15 protein-coding genes are annotated in these 18989 nt (G+C 67.8%); 8 read left to right on the plus strand and 7 right to left on the minus strand.

The features are described 5' to 3' along the window. Positions 1-22: 22 nt before the first annotated feature. Positions 23-1018, minus strand: coding sequence for a cation diffusion facilitator family transporter (locus C2U58_RS15845; protein WP_102946736.1), 996 nt, complete (start codon positions 1016-1018; stop codon positions 23-25). Between the two features lie 217 nt (positions 1019-1235). On the opposite strand from C2U58_RS15845, the gene C2U58_RS19895 reads away from it, so the two are divergent. The 5 genes from C2U58_RS19895 (at position 1236) to C2U58_RS15870 (ending at position 6965) form a co-directional block, all read left to right on the plus strand. Beyond that, a complete protein-coding gene (locus C2U58_RS19895; protein ID WP_146033483.1) occupies positions 1236-1589 on the plus strand; it encodes an iron transporter in 354 nt (117 codons plus the stop codon). Continuing rightward, a complete protein-coding gene (locus C2U58_RS15855; RefSeq protein WP_102946738.1) occupies positions 1586-3163 on the plus strand; it encodes a PepSY-associated TM helix domain-containing protein in 1578 nt (525 codons plus the stop codon). Before C2U58_RS19895 ends, C2U58_RS15855 begins: the two co-directional genes overlap by 4 nt. Then, positions 3160-3465 carry a DUF3325 domain-containing protein gene (locus tag C2U58_RS15860; protein ID WP_102946739.1) on the plus strand — a complete coding sequence of 102 codons (306 nt, stop codon included), beginning with the start codon at positions 3160-3162 and terminating at the stop codon, positions 3463-3465. Before C2U58_RS15855 ends, C2U58_RS15860 begins: the two co-directional genes overlap by 4 nt. A 23-nt stretch (positions 3466-3488) precedes the next feature. Then, positions 3489-5726 (plus strand): TonB-dependent siderophore receptor, encoded by a 2238-nt coding sequence (locus tag C2U58_RS15865; protein ID WP_102946740.1) that lies wholly within the window; start codon positions 3489-3491, stop codon positions 5724-5726. Positions 5727-5894: 168 nt separating this feature from the next. Further along, positions 5895-6965: a metallophosphoesterase gene (locus tag C2U58_RS15870; protein WP_253256766.1), complete on the plus strand. Its 1071-nt coding sequence runs from the start codon at positions 5895-5897 to the stop codon at positions 6963-6965. Positions 6966-6975: 10 nt separating this feature from the next. Here the strand turns inward: C2U58_RS15870 and C2U58_RS15875 are convergent, their stop codons facing one another. Together C2U58_RS15875 and C2U58_RS15880 are read right to left on the minus strand one after the other, a co-directional pair. After that, positions 6976-8097, minus strand: coding sequence for an acyl-CoA desaturase (locus C2U58_RS15875; protein ID WP_102946742.1), 1122 nt, complete (start codon positions 8095-8097; stop codon positions 6976-6978). A 2-nt stretch (positions 8098-8099) separates the two neighbouring features. Continuing rightward, complete coding sequence (locus tag C2U58_RS15880; RefSeq protein WP_102946743.1) at positions 8100-9173, minus strand: ferredoxin reductase; 1074 nt, start codon at positions 9171-9173, stop codon at positions 8100-8102. Positions 9174-9267: 94 nt separating this feature from the next. Here C2U58_RS15880 and fabR point away from each other — a divergent pair, with 94 nt between their 5' ends. Next, the gene (gene fabR / locus C2U58_RS15885; protein WP_102946744.1) at positions 9268-9933 is read left to right on the plus strand and encodes an HTH-type transcriptional repressor FabR; all 666 of its coding nucleotides are present in this window, start codon (positions 9268-9270) and stop codon (positions 9931-9933) included. 59 nt (positions 9934-9992) lie between these two features. On the opposite strand, the gene C2U58_RS15890 is transcribed toward fabR, so the two are convergent. The 4 genes from C2U58_RS15890 to C2U58_RS15905 all read right to left on the minus strand — a co-directional run bounded on the left by C2U58_RS15890 (position 9993) and on the right by C2U58_RS15905 (position 15659). Beyond that, on the minus strand, positions 9993-10310 hold the full coding sequence (locus C2U58_RS15890) for a glycine zipper 2TM domain-containing protein (protein ID WP_253256767.1): 318 nt from the start codon (positions 10308-10310) through the stop codon (positions 9993-9995). 186 nt (positions 10311-10496) lie between these two features. After that, a complete protein-coding gene (locus C2U58_RS15895; protein ID WP_102946789.1) occupies positions 10497-11465 on the minus strand; it encodes a DUF1684 domain-containing protein in 969 nt (322 codons plus the stop codon). 5 nt (positions 11466-11470) lie between these two features. Continuing rightward, complete coding sequence (locus C2U58_RS15900; protein WP_102946746.1) at positions 11471-14485, minus strand: TonB-dependent receptor; 3015 nt, start codon at positions 14483-14485, stop codon at positions 11471-11473. Next, complete coding sequence (locus tag C2U58_RS15905) at positions 14466-15659, minus strand: OsmC family protein (RefSeq protein WP_102946747.1); 1194 nt, start codon at positions 15657-15659, stop codon at positions 14466-14468. Before C2U58_RS15905 ends, C2U58_RS15900 begins: the two co-directional genes overlap by 20 nt. Positions 15660-15786: 127 nt before the next feature. On the opposite strand from C2U58_RS15905, the gene C2U58_RS15910 reads away from it, so the two are divergent. Both C2U58_RS15910 and mutS read left to right on the plus strand, forming a co-directional pair. After that, complete coding sequence (locus C2U58_RS15910; RefSeq protein ID WP_102946748.1) at positions 15787-16191, plus strand: barstar family protein; 405 nt, start codon at positions 15787-15789, stop codon at positions 16189-16191. Positions 16192-16415: 224 nt separating this feature from the next. After that, positions 16416-18971: a DNA mismatch repair protein MutS gene (gene mutS / locus C2U58_RS15915; RefSeq protein WP_102946790.1), complete on the plus strand. Its 2556-nt coding sequence runs from the start codon at positions 16416-16418 to the stop codon at positions 18969-18971. Positions 18972-18989: the final 18 nt, after the last annotated feature.

Below are 18989 nucleotides of genomic sequence, written 5' to 3' on the forward strand. Positions count from 1 at the left end.
CATTGTAGCGGCGTTCCCCCGCTCAGGCGTGCGGATGACCGTGGTGGCCCTGCGCGTCGGCGCCATGGCCGTGGTCGTGATCATGACCGTGGTCGTGTCCGGCATGCCCGGCCTTGCCCGCCGGCGTGCCGTCGCCGCAGTCATCGCCGCAATGGTCCGCTTCGATCTGCAGGGTCACGTGGTCGATCCCGAACTCCTCGTGCAGCGCGCTGCCCAGCCGGCGGCGCAGCGCGTCGGCATCCACGCCTTCGGCCATCACCACGTGCGCGGTCAGCGCCGGCGTGCTGGAAGCCAACGCCCACACGTGCAGGTCATGCACGTCCAGCACGCCTTCGTGCGCACACAACCGCGCGCGCACGGCGTCGACCTGGATGCCCTTGGGCACGCCTTCCAACAGCACGTTGATCGCCTCGCGCATCAACACCCAGGTGCGCGGCAGCACCCACAGGCCGATCAGCACCGCCAGGATCGGGTCGATCGGCTTCCAGCCGGTCCAGCGGATCAGCAGCGCACCGATGATCACCGCCACCGAGCCCAGCATGTCGGCCCACACTTCCAGGTATGCGCCCTTCACGTTGAGGCTCTCACCGCTGCCGGCGCGCAGCAGGCGCATCGAGATCAGGTTGCTCAGCAGTCCGAATGCGGCGATCACCAGCATGCCGGTGGAGGCGATCTCCTGCGGCTCGCGGAACCGCGCCACCGCTTCCCACAGGATGTAGGCGGCCACCACGAACAGCATGCCGCCGTTGATCATCGCACCCAGCGCTTCCAGCCGCGCGTAGCCGTAGGTGCGGCGCGCGTCTGGCGGGCGCCGGCTCAGCCGCACCGCCACCAGCGCGATCATCAGCGCCAGCGTATCGGTAGCCATGTGCGCCGCGTCGGACAGCAGCGCCAGGCTGTTGGTCCAGAACGCGCCCACGACCTCGACCACGAGGAACGTGGTGGTGAGTCCCAGCGCCCACCACAGGGGTTTCTCGTGGCGGATCTCGCTTGGCAGGTGATCGTGGTCGTGGCCCATCGGAACAGCTCCTGTGCAATGGCAAGAGCCTACTGCCGGCGGCGCGAAGGAGACTATTACGCTGTTTATAACATTGCAGCCGGCCCCCCGATGCGCGCCCGGAACCCCCGCAGCACAAGGGCTTGCCGCCCACATCCCTCCATCGGGTGATTCGACAGGGCCGCCCCGGTCAAATAATATTGATTCTCAATTACCTGTCGTCCTGCCGATTCCCGCGATGTCCCTCCCGCTGCCGCCTGCCCCGCCGCACACCGCGCCCGCCGCTTCTCCTCCCCGTCGCAGCGCCACCCGCAAGGGCGGTGGCAATGGCGTGCTCTGGGCGCGCGGACTGCTGGCCCTGCTCGGCGGCTACGCGGTCGCCGCGACCTGGGCCTCGGCACTGGCCCGGCTGCTGCCCGGCAGCCTGGCGGACACCGCGCTGGCCGCGACCATGGCCTCGTTCGTGATCTACACGCTGGCCGCGATCTGGGCTTACGCCGCGCGCAGCAGCGTGCGCGCTGCCGTGGGGCTGGCCGTGGTGGCCGCACTGGGCGGCGGGCTGTCGCTGCTGCTGGCCGGGCGCGCGGCATGAGCCAGGGGTTCCGGCAGTCGCAGGCGGTGCTGCATACCTGGTCCGGGCTGGTCGTGGGCTGGGTGCTGTACCTGATCTTCATCGCCGGCACCGCCAGCTATTGGCGGGTGGAACTGACCCGCTGGATGCAGCCGGAACTGACCCTGCCGGCCAGCGCCGAGGTCGCCCTCGACCAGGCCCAGGCGCTCCTGGCGCGCACCGCACCGGACGCGAGCCGCTGGCAGATCGAACTGCCTGGCAGCCGCAGCAATGCCACCAGCGTGCGCTGGCAACCCAAGGACGCGCCGGAGCCGAAGCGCGGCCAGCCCAATCCGTGGCAGGCCACGCTCGACGCCAGCGGCCAGCCGGTGCAGGCGCGCGAGACCCGCGGTGGCGACTTCTTCTACCGGCTGCATTTCGACCTGCATTACGTGCCGGTGATCTGGGCGCGCTGGTTCGTGTGCTTCTGCACCATGTTCATGCTGGTGGCCATCGTCAGCGGCGTGATCACGCACAAGAAGATCTTCGCCGACTTCTTCACCCTGCGCCGCGGCAAGGGCCAGCGCAGCTGGCTGGACGGGCACAACGCGTTGGCGGTGCTGTCGCTGCCGTTCCACCTGATGATCACCTACACCGGCCTGATCACCCTGATGACGGTGTACATGCCCTGGGCCGTGGACGCCAACTTCGGCGGGCGCGACGCGTTTTTCGCAGAGTTGTTCCCACGCGATGCGAAGGTCGAACCCAGTGGTGTAACGGTGACGCCGCCGGCATTGGCGGGCCTGCTTCCGGTCGCCGCGCGCCAATGGGGCGACGGCCATGCCGCTTCGGTGGTGGTCGAGCAGCCCGGCGATGCCGCCATGCGCATCACCCTGCGCCGCGACAGCGGCGACCGCATCGCCGACAGCGGCGAACCGCTGCGCTTCGATGCCCAAGGCATGCTGATGGACGAAGCACCGCAGCGCTCGGCCACGGTGTACACCCGCGACGGCATGATCGGACTGCATGCCGGACGCTTTGCGCCCACGGCGATGCGCTGGCTGTTCTTCCTCTCTGGCGTGGCCGGCACCTTGATGGTGGCCAGCGGGCTGGTGCTGTGGACGGTGAAGCGCCGCGAGCAGCTGCCCGACCCGACCCGGCCGCCGCGCGCGTTCCGCTTCGTCGAACGCACGAACATCGCGTTCGTAGCCGGCCTGCCGGTGGCGATGCTGGCGTTCCTGTGGGGCAACCGGTTGCTGCCGGCAGCGCTCGAGCAGCGCTCCAAAACTGAAATCAGCGTGTTCTTCGCCGCCTGGGCACTGTGTCTGGTACACGCCACGCTGCGCCAGCCGCGCCGCGCCTGGGTCGAACAGCTGGCCGCCGCCGGTGTACTGGCCCTGCTGTTGCCGGCGTTCAACATGGTGGCCTGGCACGGCGGGCTGTTCGGCGCATTCGCCGCAGGGGATCTGGCCAAGGGTGGGCTCGACGTGGGCCTGCTGCTGATCGGCGCGGGCCTGCTCTGGACCGCGCGCCGCGTGCATCGCCACGTTCCGGCGCAGCGCCGCGTGCGCGTTCCGCGCGCGACTACGGCCGTGGCAGCGGAGCCCAGCGCATGACCGTGCTCGCCCTGCTGCTGGCACTGGTGGGTTTCGCCTGCCTGTCGCTGGCGATGGACCGCCATCATCGCGATGTGTTCGGCGCCCTGCCCGTCGCGCGGCTCCGCCGGTTGTTCCGCCTGGGCGGCTGGGCCGCGCTGCTGGCCGCTGTCGCCTGCTGCATCGTCGGTTGGGGCGTGGCCTATGGCGTGATTGCCGGCTGCGGCATTTTCGCGGTCGGCGCCGCCCTGCCCCTGCTCTGGCTCAGCTACCGGACCGCGCCCAAGGCGCGACCCACGCCACGCGCCCCTTCCAAACCCTGATATCCGCTCCCACCGAGGTCCCCATGTCCCGTTCCCCCACCGCTGGCGCTCCGCGCCGGAACACGCTTGCGCTGTGCCTGGCGCTGGCCGCCGCTGTCTCACCGCAGGCATTCGCGCAGGCCCCTGCCACGCCGGAGGGCGATAGCCCGCGTACCACCGAGCTGGACAAGGTGATGGTGACCCAGCGCACCGAGGGCTACCAGGTGTATGGCACCAACACCGCGACCAAGCTGCCGCTGACCCTGCGCGAAACCCCGCAGTCGCTGACCGTGTTCACCCGCCAGCGCATCGAAGACTTCAACCTCATCACCATTGCCGAGGTGCTGCACCAGACCCCCGGCGTGACCGTGCAGTCCTACGACAGCAACCGCACCCTGTTCACCGCGCGCGGCTTTGCGATCAACAACTTCATGTTCGACGGCGTGCCGACCAACTACACCACCGGCGCCGGCGGCAACTCGATCCTCAGCGACACCTCCATCTACGAACGCATCGAGATCGTGCGCGGCGCCAGCGGCCTGGTCACCGGCTCGGGCAACCCGTCGGCCACGGTCAACATGGTGCGCAAGCGCCCCACCGACACCTTCCAGGCCAGCACCAGCCTCAGCGCCGGCTCCTGGGACTACCGGCGCGCCGAAGTGGACGTGTCCGGCCCGTTGACCTCCGGCGGGCGCGTGCGCGGCCGCTTCGTCGGCGCCTACACCGACAAGGAAAGCTGGGTGCGCTTCCAGCACGACACCTCGCCCAGCTTGTATGGCGTGGTTGAAGCCGACCTGACCGACAGCACCCGCCTGCGCGCCGGTATCGACCACCTGGAAACCGAATCCGACGGCGGTGCGTGGAGCGCGTCGCCGCTGTACTTCCGCGACGGCAGCACGGCGAAGATGCCGCGTTCGTACAGCGCAGCGGCGCGCTGGAACGCGTGGAACCGCGAAAGCACCAATTACTTCCTCACCCTGGAGCAGCAGTTCGGCGCGGGCTGGAGCGGTCGCCTGGCCTACAACCGCCGCAACACCGACACCGACAGCCTGCTGCTGGCGGGCTCCAACACCGGCAACTGGGCCGACCCGGTCACCGGGTTGGGGCTGCGCATTGCCGACACCTACTCGGTGTCGGAAACCCGCGAGGACGCGTTCGACCTGTATGCCTCCGGCCCGTTCCAGCTGTTCGGCCGTTCGCATGAGCTGGTGGCCGGCATCAACCACTACGACCGCGACCTGGACACGATCCGCGCCAGCATCACCGCGCGCCCGTACAACGTGGCCGCCTTCCCCAGCATCTTCAGCTGGGACGGCAACATCGGCAAACCGACCACAGTCAACTACGGCATCCCGTCGAGCACGGTCAACACCACCGAGACCGGCTATTACGCCGCCGTTCGCCTGAACCCGATGGACGACCTGAAGGTGATCGCCGGCGCGCGTTACTCCGACTACAAAACCACCACCGACAACTTCGACGTCAACGGCAACTTCACCGGCCGCAGCGCACGCACCACCGCGCACGAGCCCACGCCGTACCTGGGCGCGATCTACGACATCAACGCCAACATCTCCGCGTTTGCCAGCTACTCGGACGTGTTCCAGGCCACCGCGCTGCGCGACATCAACAACCAGCTGCTGGACCCGGTCACCGGCGACAACTACGAATACGGCTTCAAGGGCGAGTTCTTCGGTGGCCGGCTGTACGGCTCACTCAACGGCTTCCATATGAAGCAGGACAACGTGGCCACGCGCGACCCGGCCGGTGCGGACGTCATCCTGCCCGACGGCAGCGTGCCGTACATCGCCAGCAAGGGCATCGAAACCAACGGCGCCGAGTTCGAACTGTCCGGCTCGATCACCGACAACTGGAGCGTGACCGGCGGCTACACCTACGCCTACAGCACCAACCCGGACGGCAGCCGTTTCGCCAGCACCAGTCCGATGCACCTGGCCCGCTTCAACACCACCTGGCGCCATGGCCGCTGGATGGTGGGCGGCGGGTTCACCGTGCAGAGCGAGATTTACCAGCTGCAGCCGATCCCCACCGGCCGCTACACCGCCACCGGTGCACCGATCACGGCGACCGGCAAGATGACCCAGGGGGGTTACATGCTGTTCGACCTGATGGGGCGTTACCGGATCAACGACAACGTGAGCGTCGGCGTCACGGTGACCAACGTGTTCGACAAGGTCTACTACCGCAACGTCGGCTTCTTCAATTCCGGCTACTGGGGCGAGCCGCGCCGGGTGCTGTTCAACCTGCGCGCGAACTTCTGACCGACCGCATCGCGCAAGGCAGGCTGACCAATGGGGCATACCCGCCGGCTCCGCCGGCGGGTAGCATCGGGCAGGCGGCAGATGGCCGCCCGCCCTGCTGGAAAGCCCCCGATGCCGCACCGTTCCTGTTCCACCACCGCCAGCCTGCTGCTGGCCGGCCTGCTCCTGATGCCGCTGCTGGGCACCGCCCGCGAGGTTGCCGCCCCCGCGGAGCACGTGGACGCCGACGGCCCGTATGTGTTCACCACCGCCAAAGGCCACCAGGCGCAGTGGGTCTGCAATGACCACGTGGTCCAGCGCGACCTGCCGGCGCGCGGCGACAGCACCGTGGTGCTGCCCGAATGCGGGTATCCGCATCCGCTGACCGTGTCAGGGCCGAAGCAGGCAACGAGCGCCCGCTACCCCGCCACGCCGCGCATCGTCGCGCTGTCGGACATCCACGGCCAGTACGGCCTGCTGGTGAAGCTGCTGCGCGCCCACCATGTGATCGACAACGACGACCGCTGGTCGCTGGGCAATGCCACCCTGGTCGTGGCCGGCGACGTGTTCGACCGTGGCCCGCAGGTGACCGAAGCGTTCTGGCTGCTGTACAGCCTGCAGCAGCAGGCCACGGCCGCCGGCGGCGCGGTGCACTTCGTGCTGGGCAACCACGAAACCATGGTGGTCTACGACGACCTCCGCTACGTCAACCCGAAGTACCTCAAGAGCGCACAGCTGCTGGGCCGCAGCTACCCGGCCCTGTACGGCGCCGACTCGGTGATCGGCCAGTGGCTGCGCACCCGCCCGGTGCTGCTGCAGATCGGCGACACCCTGTTCCTGCACGGCGGCATCGCGCCGGAGAACCTGGACCTGGTGCGCAACCTGGAGGCCACCAACACGCTGTACCAGGCCTCGGTCGGCCTGCCCAAGGATCAGGTGAAAGCCGCACCGGATACCGCCCGCCTGTTCGACGGCAAGACCAGCCCGATCTGGTACCGCGGCTACTTCGACGGCCGCATGGACACTGCCCAGGTCGATGCGCTGCTCAAGCAGCTGGAACTCAAGCGCATCGTGGTCGGCCACACCTCGATGCCGCACGTCAGCAGCTTCCACGACGGGCGCATCATCGCCATCGACAGCAGCATCAAGAAGGGCGAGAACGGCGAGCTGCTGTTCATTGAAGACGGCAAGGTGACGCGCGGCCTGCTGGACGGCTCGCGGGTGCCGCTGGCCGAAGGCCGGATGGGCGAAAGCGACTGAAGCGGGGGCGTTACGCCCCCTGCTCCGCCGCCACCAGCGGACGCACCCGCGCCGGGCGGCTCGGGAACGCGTGGCGCAGGATGCGCCAGACCACCTGGCCGAACTGCTTCGGCAGCGACCCGGTGTTGTAGTGCTGGCCGTAGCGCGTGCAGATCTCGCGCACTTCAACGGCGATTGCCGCATAGCGGTTGGCCGGCACGTCCGGGAAGAAGTGATGCTCGATCTGGTGGCTCAGGTTGCCGGTCATCAGGTTCATCACCTTGCCGCCGGCGATGTTCGAGGAACCGCGCAGCTGGCGCAGGTACCAGTGGCCACGGCGTTCGTCGCGCACGCATTCCTTCGGGAAGGTTTCCGCGTCGGCGGTGAAGTGCCCGCAGAAGATCACTACGTAGGTCCACACGTTGCGGATCAGGTTGGCCACCACGTTGCCCAGCAGCACCGGCAGGAAGAACGGGCCGGCCAGCGCCGGGAACAGCAGGTAGTCCTTGAACATCTGCGTGCCCATCTTGCGGCCCACCGGACGCGCCTGCGCCAGCAGCTGGCGGAAGGTGATCTTGCCGGCGAACCAACGACCCAGGCGCAGATCCTGTATGGCGATACCCCATTCGAACAGCAGCGCGAACACCACCGCCACCACCGGCTGGGCCAGGTAGAACGGGCGCCAGCGCTGCTCGGGGAAGATCCGCAGCAGGCCGTAGCCGATATCGTCGTCGAGCCCGCGCACGTTGGTGTAGGTGTGGTGGCGGAAGTTGTGGGTCTTGCGCCAGTTGTCGGCGGTGCCGACGATGTCCCATTCGTAGGTGCTGCCCTGCAGCTGCGGGTCGCCCATCCAGTCGTACTGGCCATGGATGACGTTGTGCGCCAGCTCCATGTTTTCCAGGATCTTGGACAGCGCCAACAGCACCACGCCGGCGATCCACGCGGGAATCAGCACGCTGTGCACGAACGCACCCAGGAACAGCAGCGCACGGCCGGCCACGCCGGTCCAGCGCACGCCGGCCACCACGCGGCGAATGTAGCGCGCGTCGGCGGCACCCAGCGTTTCCAGGTGGCGCGCGCGCAAGGCGTCGAGTTCAGAGCCGAATGCATCGAGTTCGGCGGCGGACAACACGCGGTTCTGCACGGCAGGCATGCTCAGAGCTCCAGGATCAGGTCGGTGCTGGCGCTGTTCACGCACAGCTTCACTTGCGTGGCCGGTTCGGCCGCGTACTCGCCGGTCAGGGTGTGGCGGGTCACGCCACTGGCCTTGCCGCACACGCAGGTATTGCAGATGCCCATGCGGCAGCCACTGGCCGGGCGCAGCCCTTCGGCTTCCAGCGCCTGCAGCAGCGAGGTGCCACGCGGCAGTTCCAGGGTGCGGCCGCTGCGGCGCAGCTCCACCTGCACCGTGCCGGTTTCCACATCCGGCAGCACCGGCGGGGTGAAAGCTTCGGACTGCAGCGTGGCCACCTGGCCGTGCAGGCGGGCATGCGCGGCGTCAATGAACCCACCTGGGCCACAGGCCATCACATGCGCGTTGGACAGATCGCCAAACGTGCTGAAGTCGTAGTCACCCACCCGCGCGGCAGGCACTGCGGGGTCGCGGGTCAGCGCCAGATGCACGTGGAAGCCGGGGTGGCGCGCGGCGATGGCGGCGAGCTCCTCGGCAAAGCACAGGGCTTCGCGCTGCTGTGCCCAGTACACCAGATCGGCCTGTACCGGCATGCCGGCCACGTCCAGCTGGCGCAGCAGCGCACGCATGGGGGTGATGCCGCTGCCGGCAGCCAGCAACAGCAGGCGTGCGGAAGGGGTTGCAGGCAGGGTCATCTCGCCGAACGCCTCGCCCAGTTCGAACACCTCGCCCACCTGTGCGTGCTGCGCCAGATGCTGGCTGACCTTGCCGCCGGCCACGGCCTTGACCGTGATCGCCAAGCTGCCGTCGTCCAGCACGGTGGGGCTGTAGCTGCGGCTCAGCCGGCGGCCGTCCACCTCCACGCCCAGGGTGATGTGCTGGCCCGGCGCCACGCCGCGGAAATGCCGGTTCGGGCGCAGCACCAGAGTGACCGCGTCGGCGCTGGCCACATCGCGGGCCACCAGCCGGGCCCGCGCACGGCGCTGGGTCCAGAGGGGATTCACGCGACCGGCCCAGAAGTCGAACAGCTCTTCAGACACCCAGTGACGGGGTAAGAGGGACGAACGGCGGGCGGCAGGACGAGGGAGAGCGCTCATGGGGCCCACTATACGGGCGAGCATACAGCTGTGTATACACTTGTATATTGTCCGGACCGGCTATGATTCAGGGACTTGACCGTCTGGCCCCTGGATGACCCCGCCCGATTCGCACCTGACCGTCCACGACGACGCCCTGCCGGCCCGCAAAGCCTCGATTTCCCGCGAGGACCTGCTGGCCGCCGCGTTGGCGCTGATCGGCCCGCACCGCAGCGTCTCGACCCTGAGCCTGCGCGAAGTGGCCCGCGAAGCGGGGATCGCGCCGAACTCGTTCTACCGCCAGTTCCGCGACATGGACGAGCTGACCGTGGCGCTGATCGACCTGGCCGGCCGTTCGCTGCGCACCATCATCGGTGAGTCGCGGCAGCGCGCGGCGTCGTCCGACCGCAGCGTGATCCGCCTTTCGGTGGAAACCTTCTTCGAGCAGCTGCGCGCCGACGACCGCCTGCTGCACGTGCTGCTGCGCGAAGGCAGCGCCGGCTCGGACGCGTTCAAGCAGGCGGTGGAGCGCGAACTGAACTACTTCGAAGAAGAGCTGTGCGTGGACCTGATCCGGCTGGCGCATGCCGACAACGGCGCGCGGCTGCATGAGCCGCACCTGGTGGCCAAGGCGATCACCCGCCTTGTGTTCGCCATGGGCGGAACCGCGCTGGACCAGCCTCCCGAGCGCGACCCGGAAATGATCGAACAGACCGCGCAGATGCTGCGCATGATCATTACTGGCGCGCGCACGATTGCAGGATTCCCACCGACTCGATAAAGAGAAGGGCTGGCACGAGGCCAGCCCTTTTCATTTGCCTGGTTGTACCGACGCCTGAATCAGCGGCGGTAGCACTGGCGCTCAACTACGCGGTCGCCGTTCCTGCTCTGCGAGTTGCCCTGGATCTGGCGACCGGCTGCGCCACCGGCAACCGCGCCGGCCACGGTGGCGATCTTCTTGCCGCTGCCGCCGCCGACCTGATTGCCGAGCAGGCCACCGACCACCGCACCGGTAGCGGTGCCGGCAATGCGGTTCGGATCCTTGCTGTTGCGCTGTACCTCGACGTTCTTGCAGACCACCTTGGTGCCGTCATTGAAGCGGCGCCCTTCGTCCTTCGGCCCGTAGGTCTGGGCGCTGGCGCTGAATACCGAGGCCATCAGGGCGGCTGCACACAGCATGTTCCGGGTTGAAAGATTCATGGTTGTCTCCCTCGTCTCATCACGTAGCGCCAGTGTCGGCGCGCGGCTGACAATCCACCGTGAAAACCCGTCGATACCGCGTCAAGGTGGTTCGCCCCGTTCAGGCGGCAGCCGGGGGCGCGAACCTGGCATGCAGCGTGCAGCTCAGTGCTTTGCCAACGCGTACTTCTTCTCCCCGGCAAGCACCGCCAGCCGTTCGCGCTGACCGTTGCCGTCCTGCCAGGCGAGGCGGTTTTCCGGCGGCGGCAGCGGGCAGGTCGCGTAATCGGTGTACGCGCAGGGCGGGTTGTAGGCGCGATTGAAGTCCACGACAACCGTGCCGTCCGCCGCGACCGGATCGGTGTGCAGGTAGCGCCCTACCCCGTAACTCAGTTTGCCGGTGGTCTGGTCCTGGAACATCAGGTTCAACCCCTTTTCCGGATCCCCCAGCGCTTCCAACCGCCACTCGCGCCCCTCCTTCTCGAAGGTCACATAGCCCGGATTGGGCGTGTCGGTCACCGTGCCGATCACGCTCGCGATGGGCAGCGTCCTGCCGGCCGGGTGCGGCACGAAGTGCGCCTGCACCCGCCAGTCCGGGTCGGCCGGGAAGAAGTCCAGGCCATGGAAGGCCAAGCGTGCCGGCGCGTCCGCATGGCGCACCCGCAGCGCCAGCCGCTGGCCACGCTTGATCGCGGTGATCTGGCCCTTGCCGCCGTCGTACTCCAGCTTGGTCCCTCCGCCCGCGCCTTCCGGCGTCAACTTCAGCTCGCCGCGCAGCGGCGTGCCGTCGGCGGTGATCGGTACGCCCTCGGTGGGTTGGAAGTACAGGCCGTCGGCGCGCTGCTCCACCTGGCCCAGCCGATCCGGCGCGATCGCCAGGTGGATGGCGTTCTCCTCGCCGCCGCCCACGCTGTGCGTCCCGGGCTCGATCCAGTGCAGTCCGATCAGGCTGATCCAGCCGTCGGGCTTGCCCAGGTCGGCGGCACGCTCGCGGACCCACGCGGCGTGCTCGCGTTGGAACGCATCGGCCACCGGCGCAACGGCGGGCGTGGCGACTGCCACCCTGTCCTGCTGGCTGCAGGCCGTTACGAACAGGCTCGTTACAAACAAACAGGCACGTGCGCGTGTCTTCATGTCGTTCACCAGTTTTTGGAAATGCCGGCGTAGAGGTAACGCCCGTAGGTTTCGTGCAGCGCGCTCAGGTAATTGCCGGAGGCATTGAGCGGCGGTTCCTTGTCGAACAGGTTTCTTGCGCCCACCTCCACCGCAGCGCCAGCGAGCGCGCCCTGGGTGAACTCCTTCTTCACCGACAGCGTCCAGCGCTGGGTGGAGCCCACCACGAACGGCGTGCGGTCGGCGTAGGCACCGGCGGTCACGCTGTCGATGTAGTCGTCGCGGAGGCGCACCGTCCAGTCCTGCAGGTTCCAGATCAGGGTGGCGCTGGCTCGCCATTCGGGCTTGGCGCCATTGATGCCGACTTCGTTGGCCGCGCCCAGGTCCGGCGCGATGATGTTCAGCTGCCCGCTGGCGATGGCGGCCGCCACCAGCTGCACCTCGGCGGGCTTCTGCTGGGTGTATTCCCTCAGCTGGCTGGCACTGACCAGAAACGCGAAGTTGCCCCACGCGGTCCCGGTCAGGCGCCAGTTGAAGTTGTAGTCCACGCCCGACGCGGTCAGCGGATTGCGGTTCTGATAGCGGTTGTAGACATGCGTCACCACGCCGGCCGGCGCCAGACCCGAACCTTCGAACTGCGCAATGTCCTCGGCGGTCACCGCAGCGCGCACCACGTTCGGGTTGCTGCTGCCCTCCACCACGCGCAGGTACGCGTCGTAGAGCAATTCATCCCCCAGCGTGCTGATCGGATTCTCGACCTTTACCCGCCACGCATCCACGCTCAGGCTGATCGTGCCGAAGCGTTCCGGCAGGAACCGCGGCTCGAACACTGCGCCCCACGACGACTGCTTCGTTGTTTCCGGTTTGACATCCTCACCGTAGGAGGTCACCGCGCTTACCGACGGCTTCACCACCGAGCCGCTGCTGAAGGCATTCAAGCAGGCGCTGTAGTCGGGCTGCGCGCCCTTGGCGATCAGCGCGTGGCAGCGGATGGCATCGTTGTTGAAACCGAACCCGTAGGTCGGCGGTGAGTTGACCAGTTCCAGTCCGGGTGCGCGGAAGCCACCACTTACCGAGCCACGCAGCAGCACGCTGTCGTTCACTTTCCAGGCCGCCGCCAGTTTCGGTTTCGCGACCTGCCCCGCATCACTGTAGTCCTCCCACCGTCCGGCCAACTGCAGGTCCAGCGACTGCACGAACGGCACGTTCTGCGCCGGCGAGACCAGCGGCACCGCGAATTCGATCAGCGCCGACTTGACGTTGCGGCTGCCGTGGACATCCGGTCGCGGGCTATGGGTGAAGAAATTGCTGCGCGCGATGGTGCCGGTGTACCAGTCCGTGTAGGGGTTGCTGCCGTCGATGTTGTCATCGCGGTCGTCGGTGCGGCTCTCATAACGGTACTCAACGCCCGCCGCCATGCCAATGTCACCCGCGTACCAGCTCAACAGGTCGGAACGGTTGATCTTGAAGTCCCACAGCGCCAGTTCCGCCGTTCCTTCGCGGGTGGCCTCGCCGATGAACGACGAGGTGTCGTAGGGCGTGGCGTCACCGACGCGGATGCTGGCCGGGTCGCCGCCGCTGAAGGGGTTGTAGGCGCTGGCATCGGTGCGGTTCACCGCTTCGATGAAAGCATCGGTCAGCCCGCCCTGCTGGGTGTCGGTGCTGCGCGCCCGCGAGTACAGCAGCGCGCTTTCCCAGTTCCAGCCACCTTCGGTCCAGCCGCGCACGCCCAGCAGGAACCGCGACTGGTCGTTGTCCACCTTGACCTTTCGAATGCCGGAGTCTGCGAACTGATAGTTGAGCAGCCGGATCGCGTCCGCACCGCGCAGCGACTGCGGCACCCAGTACGCGTCCGGGCGGATGTGCAGCAGGAAGCCATCACCGCCGAAGCCGGACTCGCTGCTCACCCAGGACTCGGAACTGGCACGGTAATAGGCCAGTTCGCCGAACAGCTGCAGGTTGTCGGTCAGGTCGTAGCGGCCGCTGGCAAACACGTTGCCCTTGCGGATTGCCGGCGACGAGGTGATGCCTGGCTCGGCCGCCGAATCGTAGTGGTAGCGCGTCGGCACCGAACCACTGGTCAAGGCACCCGTGGTCGGATTGACGTACCAGCTGCCGGTACGGCGCCCACCGGTGTAGGTCTCGAAGTGGCCCCAGGGGGTTCGCGTGCTGAAGCCGGTGGTGCCGTTCGGGTCCGGCACGCTGGTGCCGTCGCCGAGCGGACGGCGGCCATCGGTGGCGGTGAACCACGCATCGGAGTTCAGCTGTGCGGTGCGCTTCGAGAAGCCGTACAGCAGCGACAGGTTGCCGCGCCCTCCGGCAAAGTCGCTGCCGAAGTATCCTTCCAGCGACACGTCTTCGCGGTGGCCGTCGCTCACCTTGCCGTAGTTCAGTTTGATCCCACCGCCATCGGCCAGGTTGCTCGGCATCACCAGGTCGACAACGCCTGCGATGGCGTCGGAGCCGTAGATGGACGACGCGCCATCCAGCAGCAGGTTGACCCGTTCCAGGCCGAACACCGGAATGGCATTGGCGTTGTAGGTGGTGTCGTCGCCGCTGTTGCTGATCGGGTGCTGCACGGTACGGCGGCCGTTGACCAGCAGCAGCGTGTACTTGGAGCCCAGGTTGCGCAGGTTCACCGAGCCGACATCGCCGCGCGCAACGTTGGAGTTGCGGCCTGCATTGGTGGTGCCTTTCTCGGTGATGGCCACATCGCCGAACTGCGGCAGGCTGCGGAACAGCTCGTTGCCGTTGGTCGCCGCCGTGGCGTCGATCTGCTCACGGTCCACCGCAACCACCGGCAGCGCCGCCTGCGCGCCGCCCCCGGCGATCTGCGAACCGAGCACCGAGACCTTGTCCAGCAACCGGGCGTTGGAGCCCTGGGTCTGCGAGGCGGACGCAGTGCTTTCCTCGGCAGGCTCGGCAGCCTCGCCCACCGGCGCCAGCAGCGTGCACAGCGCCAGCGCCAGGTGGCTGCGTCGCCACGGCAGGCCGCGCGCGGCGCGGCGGCCGAATGCACTCTCAGCGCGCGGCTTCTGCATACGCGCCTCGCACGATGCTGCCTTCCAGCTTCTGTTCGTCCTTGACCAGGTTGTACAGCGGGCAGGTGGCTTCGACCGACTGGCGCAGCGCGTCGATCTCCTGCTCCGACGCCGGCGATTCAATGCGCACCTTGTAGCGGATATCGCTGAAGCGGGCCGGCGAGGTGACGTTGCTGCCGAAGCGCGGGCTCACCTGGCCGTCCACGGTGAGTTCAAGCGAATCCAGCAGCACGTTCCGCGAGGCGGCCTGCACCTCGAAGATGTGGGTCAGGCAGGTACCGGTCACGCCAAGCAGGTGTTCCTCGACGGTCGGGGCGAGCGCATAGCCCAGCAGTTCGGGCGCGCTGTCGTGCAGCTGCTGGTGGTACCCGTCCTTGCCCAGGAATGTGCGGCGCAGGCCGGTGTGGGGCTCGACGTGGGCGCGTGCGACCAGCGGCTCCGTGCCAGCCGGCTTGGCCTTCCCGGCGGCCGGCTTGACCTGCCTTGCCAGCACCGCCGGACGCTTTTCTTCGGTGATGAAGTCGCGCAGACCTGGCGGAAGCTTCGAATCGCGCGACGCTGGACTGTGGATGTATTCCACCTCGGCATGGCTGACCTGCTGCGGCCGGGTCACCAGGTCGATGGCCGAGGACTTCTCATGCACGGCGCGCTTGAGTGCCTGCAGCTGCGCATCGGTGGCCGGTGAGTCGATGTAGGCCACGTAGGAAAGGTTGTTCGGGTAGTCCAGGTTCTCGCTCTTGCGCTCGGGAATGCTGGTAAACACCACGTCCAGCGCATCCAGCGGCACGCCCTGCGCAGCCGCCTGCACGATGTATTCGTCGGCCACGGCACTGGCCAGCGTGCCCACCAGCGAGTCCCAGGAGCCGGCGCCGAGGTTGTAGCCGGCGTAGTCGCGGCCGCTGTCGCTGATGTACTGGAATTCCCCGGTCTGACCTATGCGCAGGCGGCGCACGCCCGAGCGGCTTTCGGCGGTGACCTTCGCGTGGATGGCGGTGGGCGTAGCCGGTTTGGCCGACTGTGCCTGGATGGCGTCGTGCTTGGCGGCCAGGTAGGCACGCAGCGGCGAGGCCGCCTCTTCAGCGGAAACGACCTGCGGGGCAGCCAACAGCAGCATTGCAGACAGTGCGGTGGCACCGATAACCTTGAGCGGCGACAGGGAGCGGGCGATGGACATGGGCGAACGGCCTCCGAGGCGGATCGTGAACAGAAGCCCACTCTTTCACGCCGCAACGCCGCAGTTAAATAACCGTTGGCGATTCCCATATACATGTGTGACACCCCATCCCGACGGACAGGACGGAATGACGAACCCGGATCCCCTGGTGCTGGTTTTCGAGGGCGGCGCCGTGCACGACATCCCCAGCTTCTACGCGGAGATCAACCGCGTCTTCATGGCCGACGAGGACTGGCAGCTCGGGCATAGCCTGGATGCGCTGGATGACATGCTTTACGGCGGTTACGGGGTGTCGGCCGGACACGCAGGCGCGACGTTGATCTGGAAGGACATCGAACATAGCCGCAGAGCGCTCGGTGTGGAGACTACCCGTGCCTGGCTGCAGGCTAAGCTGGATGGAAACGACAGGTTCAACCGACCGCACATCGCGGGCCAGTTGCAGGCGCTGGACGCTGGAAAAAGGCTCACTTTCTACCAGATTGTCATGGACATCCTTGCGGCCCATCCCCGCATCAAGGTGTTGACTGGCTGACCCGGGAATACAATGGATCCACACACCCGGATCAGCTCCCCTCCTCACACGCTTTACGTGAGTGACGGGCCCGGGTTTTTTTTGCTTCCCATGAAAGCGCAGGACGTGGCACCAAGTGGATCAGCGCAGGGCCCAGCCACGCAGGGCGTGGCTCTACAATAGGGGGACCCGCCTGCTCCGATGGACCCCGCGTGACCCAGAAGCCCGCCGAACACACCCCGCTGATGAAGCAGTTCTTTGCCGCCAAGTCCGATTACCCGGACCTGCTGCTGTTCTTCCGGATGGGCGACTTCTACGAGCTGTTCTACGACGACGCGCGCAAGGCGGCGCGGCTGCTGGATATCACCCTGACCCAGCGCGGCAGCTCCGGCGGCGCGCCCATTCCGATGGCCGGCGTGCCGGTACATGCCTATGAGGGTTACCTGGCGCGACTGGTGGCGCTGGGCGAGTCGGTGGCGATCTGCGAGCAGATCGGGGACCCGGCGCTGGCCAAGGGGCTGGTCGAGCGCAAGGTGGTGCGCATCGTCACCCCCGGCACCGTCACCGATGAGGCGCTGCTGGACGAGCGACGCGACACGCTTCTGATGGCACTGTCGCGTGGCAAGAATGGCTATGGTCTGGCCTGGGCCGACCTGGCCGGCGGTCGCTTCCTGGTCAACGAGGTCGATTCCGAAGACGCGCTGGAGGCCGAGCTGGCCCGGCTGGAACCGGCCGAGCTGCTGGTGCCGGACGAAGAGAACTGGCCGGACTTCCTGAAGCAGCGCAGCGGCATCCGCCGTCGGGCGCCGTGGCTGTTCGACGCCGACAGCGGCCGCCGCCAGCTGCTGGCCTTCTTCAAGCTGCACGACCTCACCGGCTTCGGCATCGACGACAAGCCGCGCGCCACCGCTGCCGCCGGCGCGCTGCTGGGTTACGTGGAAGAAACCCAGAAGCAGCGGCTGCCGCACCTGACCGCCATCGCCACCGAGTCGGCCAGCGAAGCCATCGCGATGAACGCGGCCACGCGCCGCCATCTGGAACTGGATACGCGCGTTGACGGCGACACCCGCAACACCCTGCTCGGCGTGCTCGACACCACGGTGACGCCGATGGGCGGGCGCCTGCTGCGACGCTGGCTGCACCGGCCACTGCGCGTGCGCGAAGTGCTGCAACAGCGCCACGATGCGGTGGCGACCTTGATCGACCGCGGTGCCGACGGCGATGTGCGCGATGCCTTCCGTGCGCTCGGCGACCTGGAACGCATCCTGACCCGCGTGGCGCTGCGCTCGGCGCGTCCACGCGATTTCTCCACGCTGCGCGACGGGCTCGGGCTGCTGCCGGAGGTGCGTGCGGTGCTGGCGCCGCTGGATTCGCCGCGCCTGGTGGCGCTGCGCGAGTCGCTGGGTTCGCATGACGCATGCGCGCACCTGCTCGCCTCGGCCATCGCCCCTACCCCGCCGATGAAACTCAGCGACGGCGGCGTGATTGCCGAAGGCTACGACGCGGAGCTGGACGAACTGCGCCGGCTCTCGACCCACGCCGACCAGTTCCTGGTCGACCTGGAACAGCGCGAGCGCGCCAGCAGCGGCATCGCCACGCTGAAGGTCGGCTACAACCGCGTGCACGGTTACTACATTGAAATCAGCAAGGGCCAGAGCGACAAGGCGCCGGTGCATTACACCCGCCGCCAGACGCTGACCAATGCCGAGCGCTACATCACCGAAGAGCTGAAGTCCTTCGAAGACAAGGTGCTTTCAGCGCGCGAGCGTTCGCTGTCACGCGAGAAGCTGCTGTACGAACAATTGCTGGACACGCTCGGCAGCGAGCTGGAACCGCTGAAGCAGTGCGCGGCGGCGCTAAGCGAACTGGACGTGCTGGCCGGTTTCGCCGAACGCGCGCAGGCGCTGGACTGGGCCCGCCCCGAGCTGGACAGCGCGCCGTGCCTGCGCATCGAGCGCGGCCGCCACCCGGTGGTGGAAGCGGTGCGTGAGCAGCCGTTCGAGCCCAACGACCTGGACCTGCACCCGGACCGCCGCATGCTGGTGATCACCGGCCCGAACATGGGCGGTAAGTCCACCTACATGCGCCAGAACGCGCTGATCGTGCTGCTGGCCCATATCGGCAGCTTCGTGCCCGCCAGCCGCGCGGTGATCGGCCCGATCGACCGCATCCTCACCCGCATCGGCGCCGGCGACGACCTGGCGCGCGGGCAGTCGACCTTCATGGTCGAAATGAGCGAGACCAGCTACATCCTGCACCACGCCACCGCGCAGTCGCTGGTGCTGATGGACGAGATCGGCCGTGGCACCTCGACCTACGACGGCCTGGCCCTGGCCGACGCGGTGGCCCGCCACCTGGCCTTCGAGAACGGCTGCTACACGCTGTTCGCGACCCACTACTTCGAGCTGACCGCGCTCGCCGACGAGCAGCACCAGGGCGGCACCAGCGGCATCGCCAACGTTCACCTGGACGCGGTCGAGCACGGCGAGGCGCTGGTGTTCATGCACGCGGTGAAGGACGGCCCGGCCAACCGCAGCTTCGGCCTGCAGGTGGCCGCCCTGGCCGGCCTGCCCCGGGCCACCGTGGCCCAGGCCCGGCGCCGGCTGGCCGAGCTGGAGCAGCGTGGCGGCGAGACCGTGACCGCCAGCGTGACACCGCAGGCGCTGGATGCGCCGCAGCAGTTCGGGCTGTTCACCGCCCCGTCCAGCAAGGCGCAGGAGGCGTTGGCGGCGATCGACCCGGACGAGCTGACCCCGAAGCAGGCTTTGGAGGCGTTGTACCGGTTGAAGGCACTGGTTTAGCCGGAGGTCGGGCCGCTT

This window comes from Stenotrophomonas sp. VV52, assembly GCF_002893095.1.
Lineage (GTDB): Bacteria > Pseudomonadota > Gammaproteobacteria > Xanthomonadales > Xanthomonadaceae > Stenotrophomonas > Stenotrophomonas aracearum.

Excerpts from the sequence above, each read along its gene's own strand:
- C2U58_RS15845 (WP_102946736.1), bottom strand. The coding sequence starts at position 1,018 with ATGGGCCACGACCACGATCACCTGCCAAGCGAGATCCGCCACGAGAAA.
- C2U58_RS15875 (WP_102946742.1), bottom strand. The coding sequence starts at position 8,097 with ATGCCTGCCGTGCAGAACCGCGTGTTGTCCGCCGCCGAACTCGATGCA.
- C2U58_RS15900 (WP_102946746.1), bottom strand. The coding sequence starts at position 14,485 with ATGCAGAAGCCGCGCGCTGAGAGTGCATTCGGCCGCCGCGCCGCGCGC.
- C2U58_RS19895 (WP_146033483.1), top strand. The coding sequence starts at position 1,236 with ATGTCCCTCCCGCTGCCGCCTGCCCCGCCGCACACCGCGCCCGCCGCT.
- C2U58_RS15890 (WP_253256767.1), bottom strand. The coding sequence starts at position 10,310 with ATGGCCTCGGTATTCAGCGCCAGCGCCCAGACCTACGGGCCGAAGGAC.
- C2U58_RS15865 (WP_102946740.1), top strand. The coding sequence starts at position 3,489 with ATGTCCCGTTCCCCCACCGCTGGCGCTCCGCGCCGGAACACGCTTGCG.
- C2U58_RS15870 (WP_253256766.1), top strand. The coding sequence starts at position 5,895 with ATGCCGCTGCTGGGCACCGCCCGCGAGGTTGCCGCCCCCGCGGAGCAC.
- C2U58_RS15905 (WP_102946747.1), bottom strand. The coding sequence starts at position 15,659 with ATGTCCATCGCCCGCTCCCTGTCGCCGCTCAAGGTTATCGGTGCCACC.
- C2U58_RS15855 (WP_102946738.1), top strand. The coding sequence starts at position 1,586 with ATGAGCCAGGGGTTCCGGCAGTCGCAGGCGGTGCTGCATACCTGGTCC.
- C2U58_RS15880 (WP_102946743.1), bottom strand. The coding sequence starts at position 9,173 with ATGAGCGCTCTCCCTCGTCCTGCCGCCCGCCGTTCGTCCCTCTTACCC.
- fabR (WP_102946744.1), top strand. The coding sequence starts at position 9,268 with ATGACCCCGCCCGATTCGCACCTGACCGTCCACGACGACGCCCTGCCG.
- C2U58_RS15910 (WP_102946748.1), top strand. The coding sequence starts at position 15,787 with ATGACGAACCCGGATCCCCTGGTGCTGGTTTTCGAGGGCGGCGCCGTG.
- C2U58_RS15895 (WP_102946789.1), bottom strand. The coding sequence starts at position 11,465 with ATGAAGACACGCGCACGTGCCTGTTTGTTTGTAACGAGCCTGTTCGTA.
- C2U58_RS15860 (WP_102946739.1), top strand. The coding sequence starts at position 3,160 with ATGACCGTGCTCGCCCTGCTGCTGGCACTGGTGGGTTTCGCCTGCCTG.
- mutS (WP_102946790.1), top strand. The coding sequence starts at position 16,416 with ATGAAGCAGTTCTTTGCCGCCAAGTCCGATTACCCGGACCTGCTGCTG.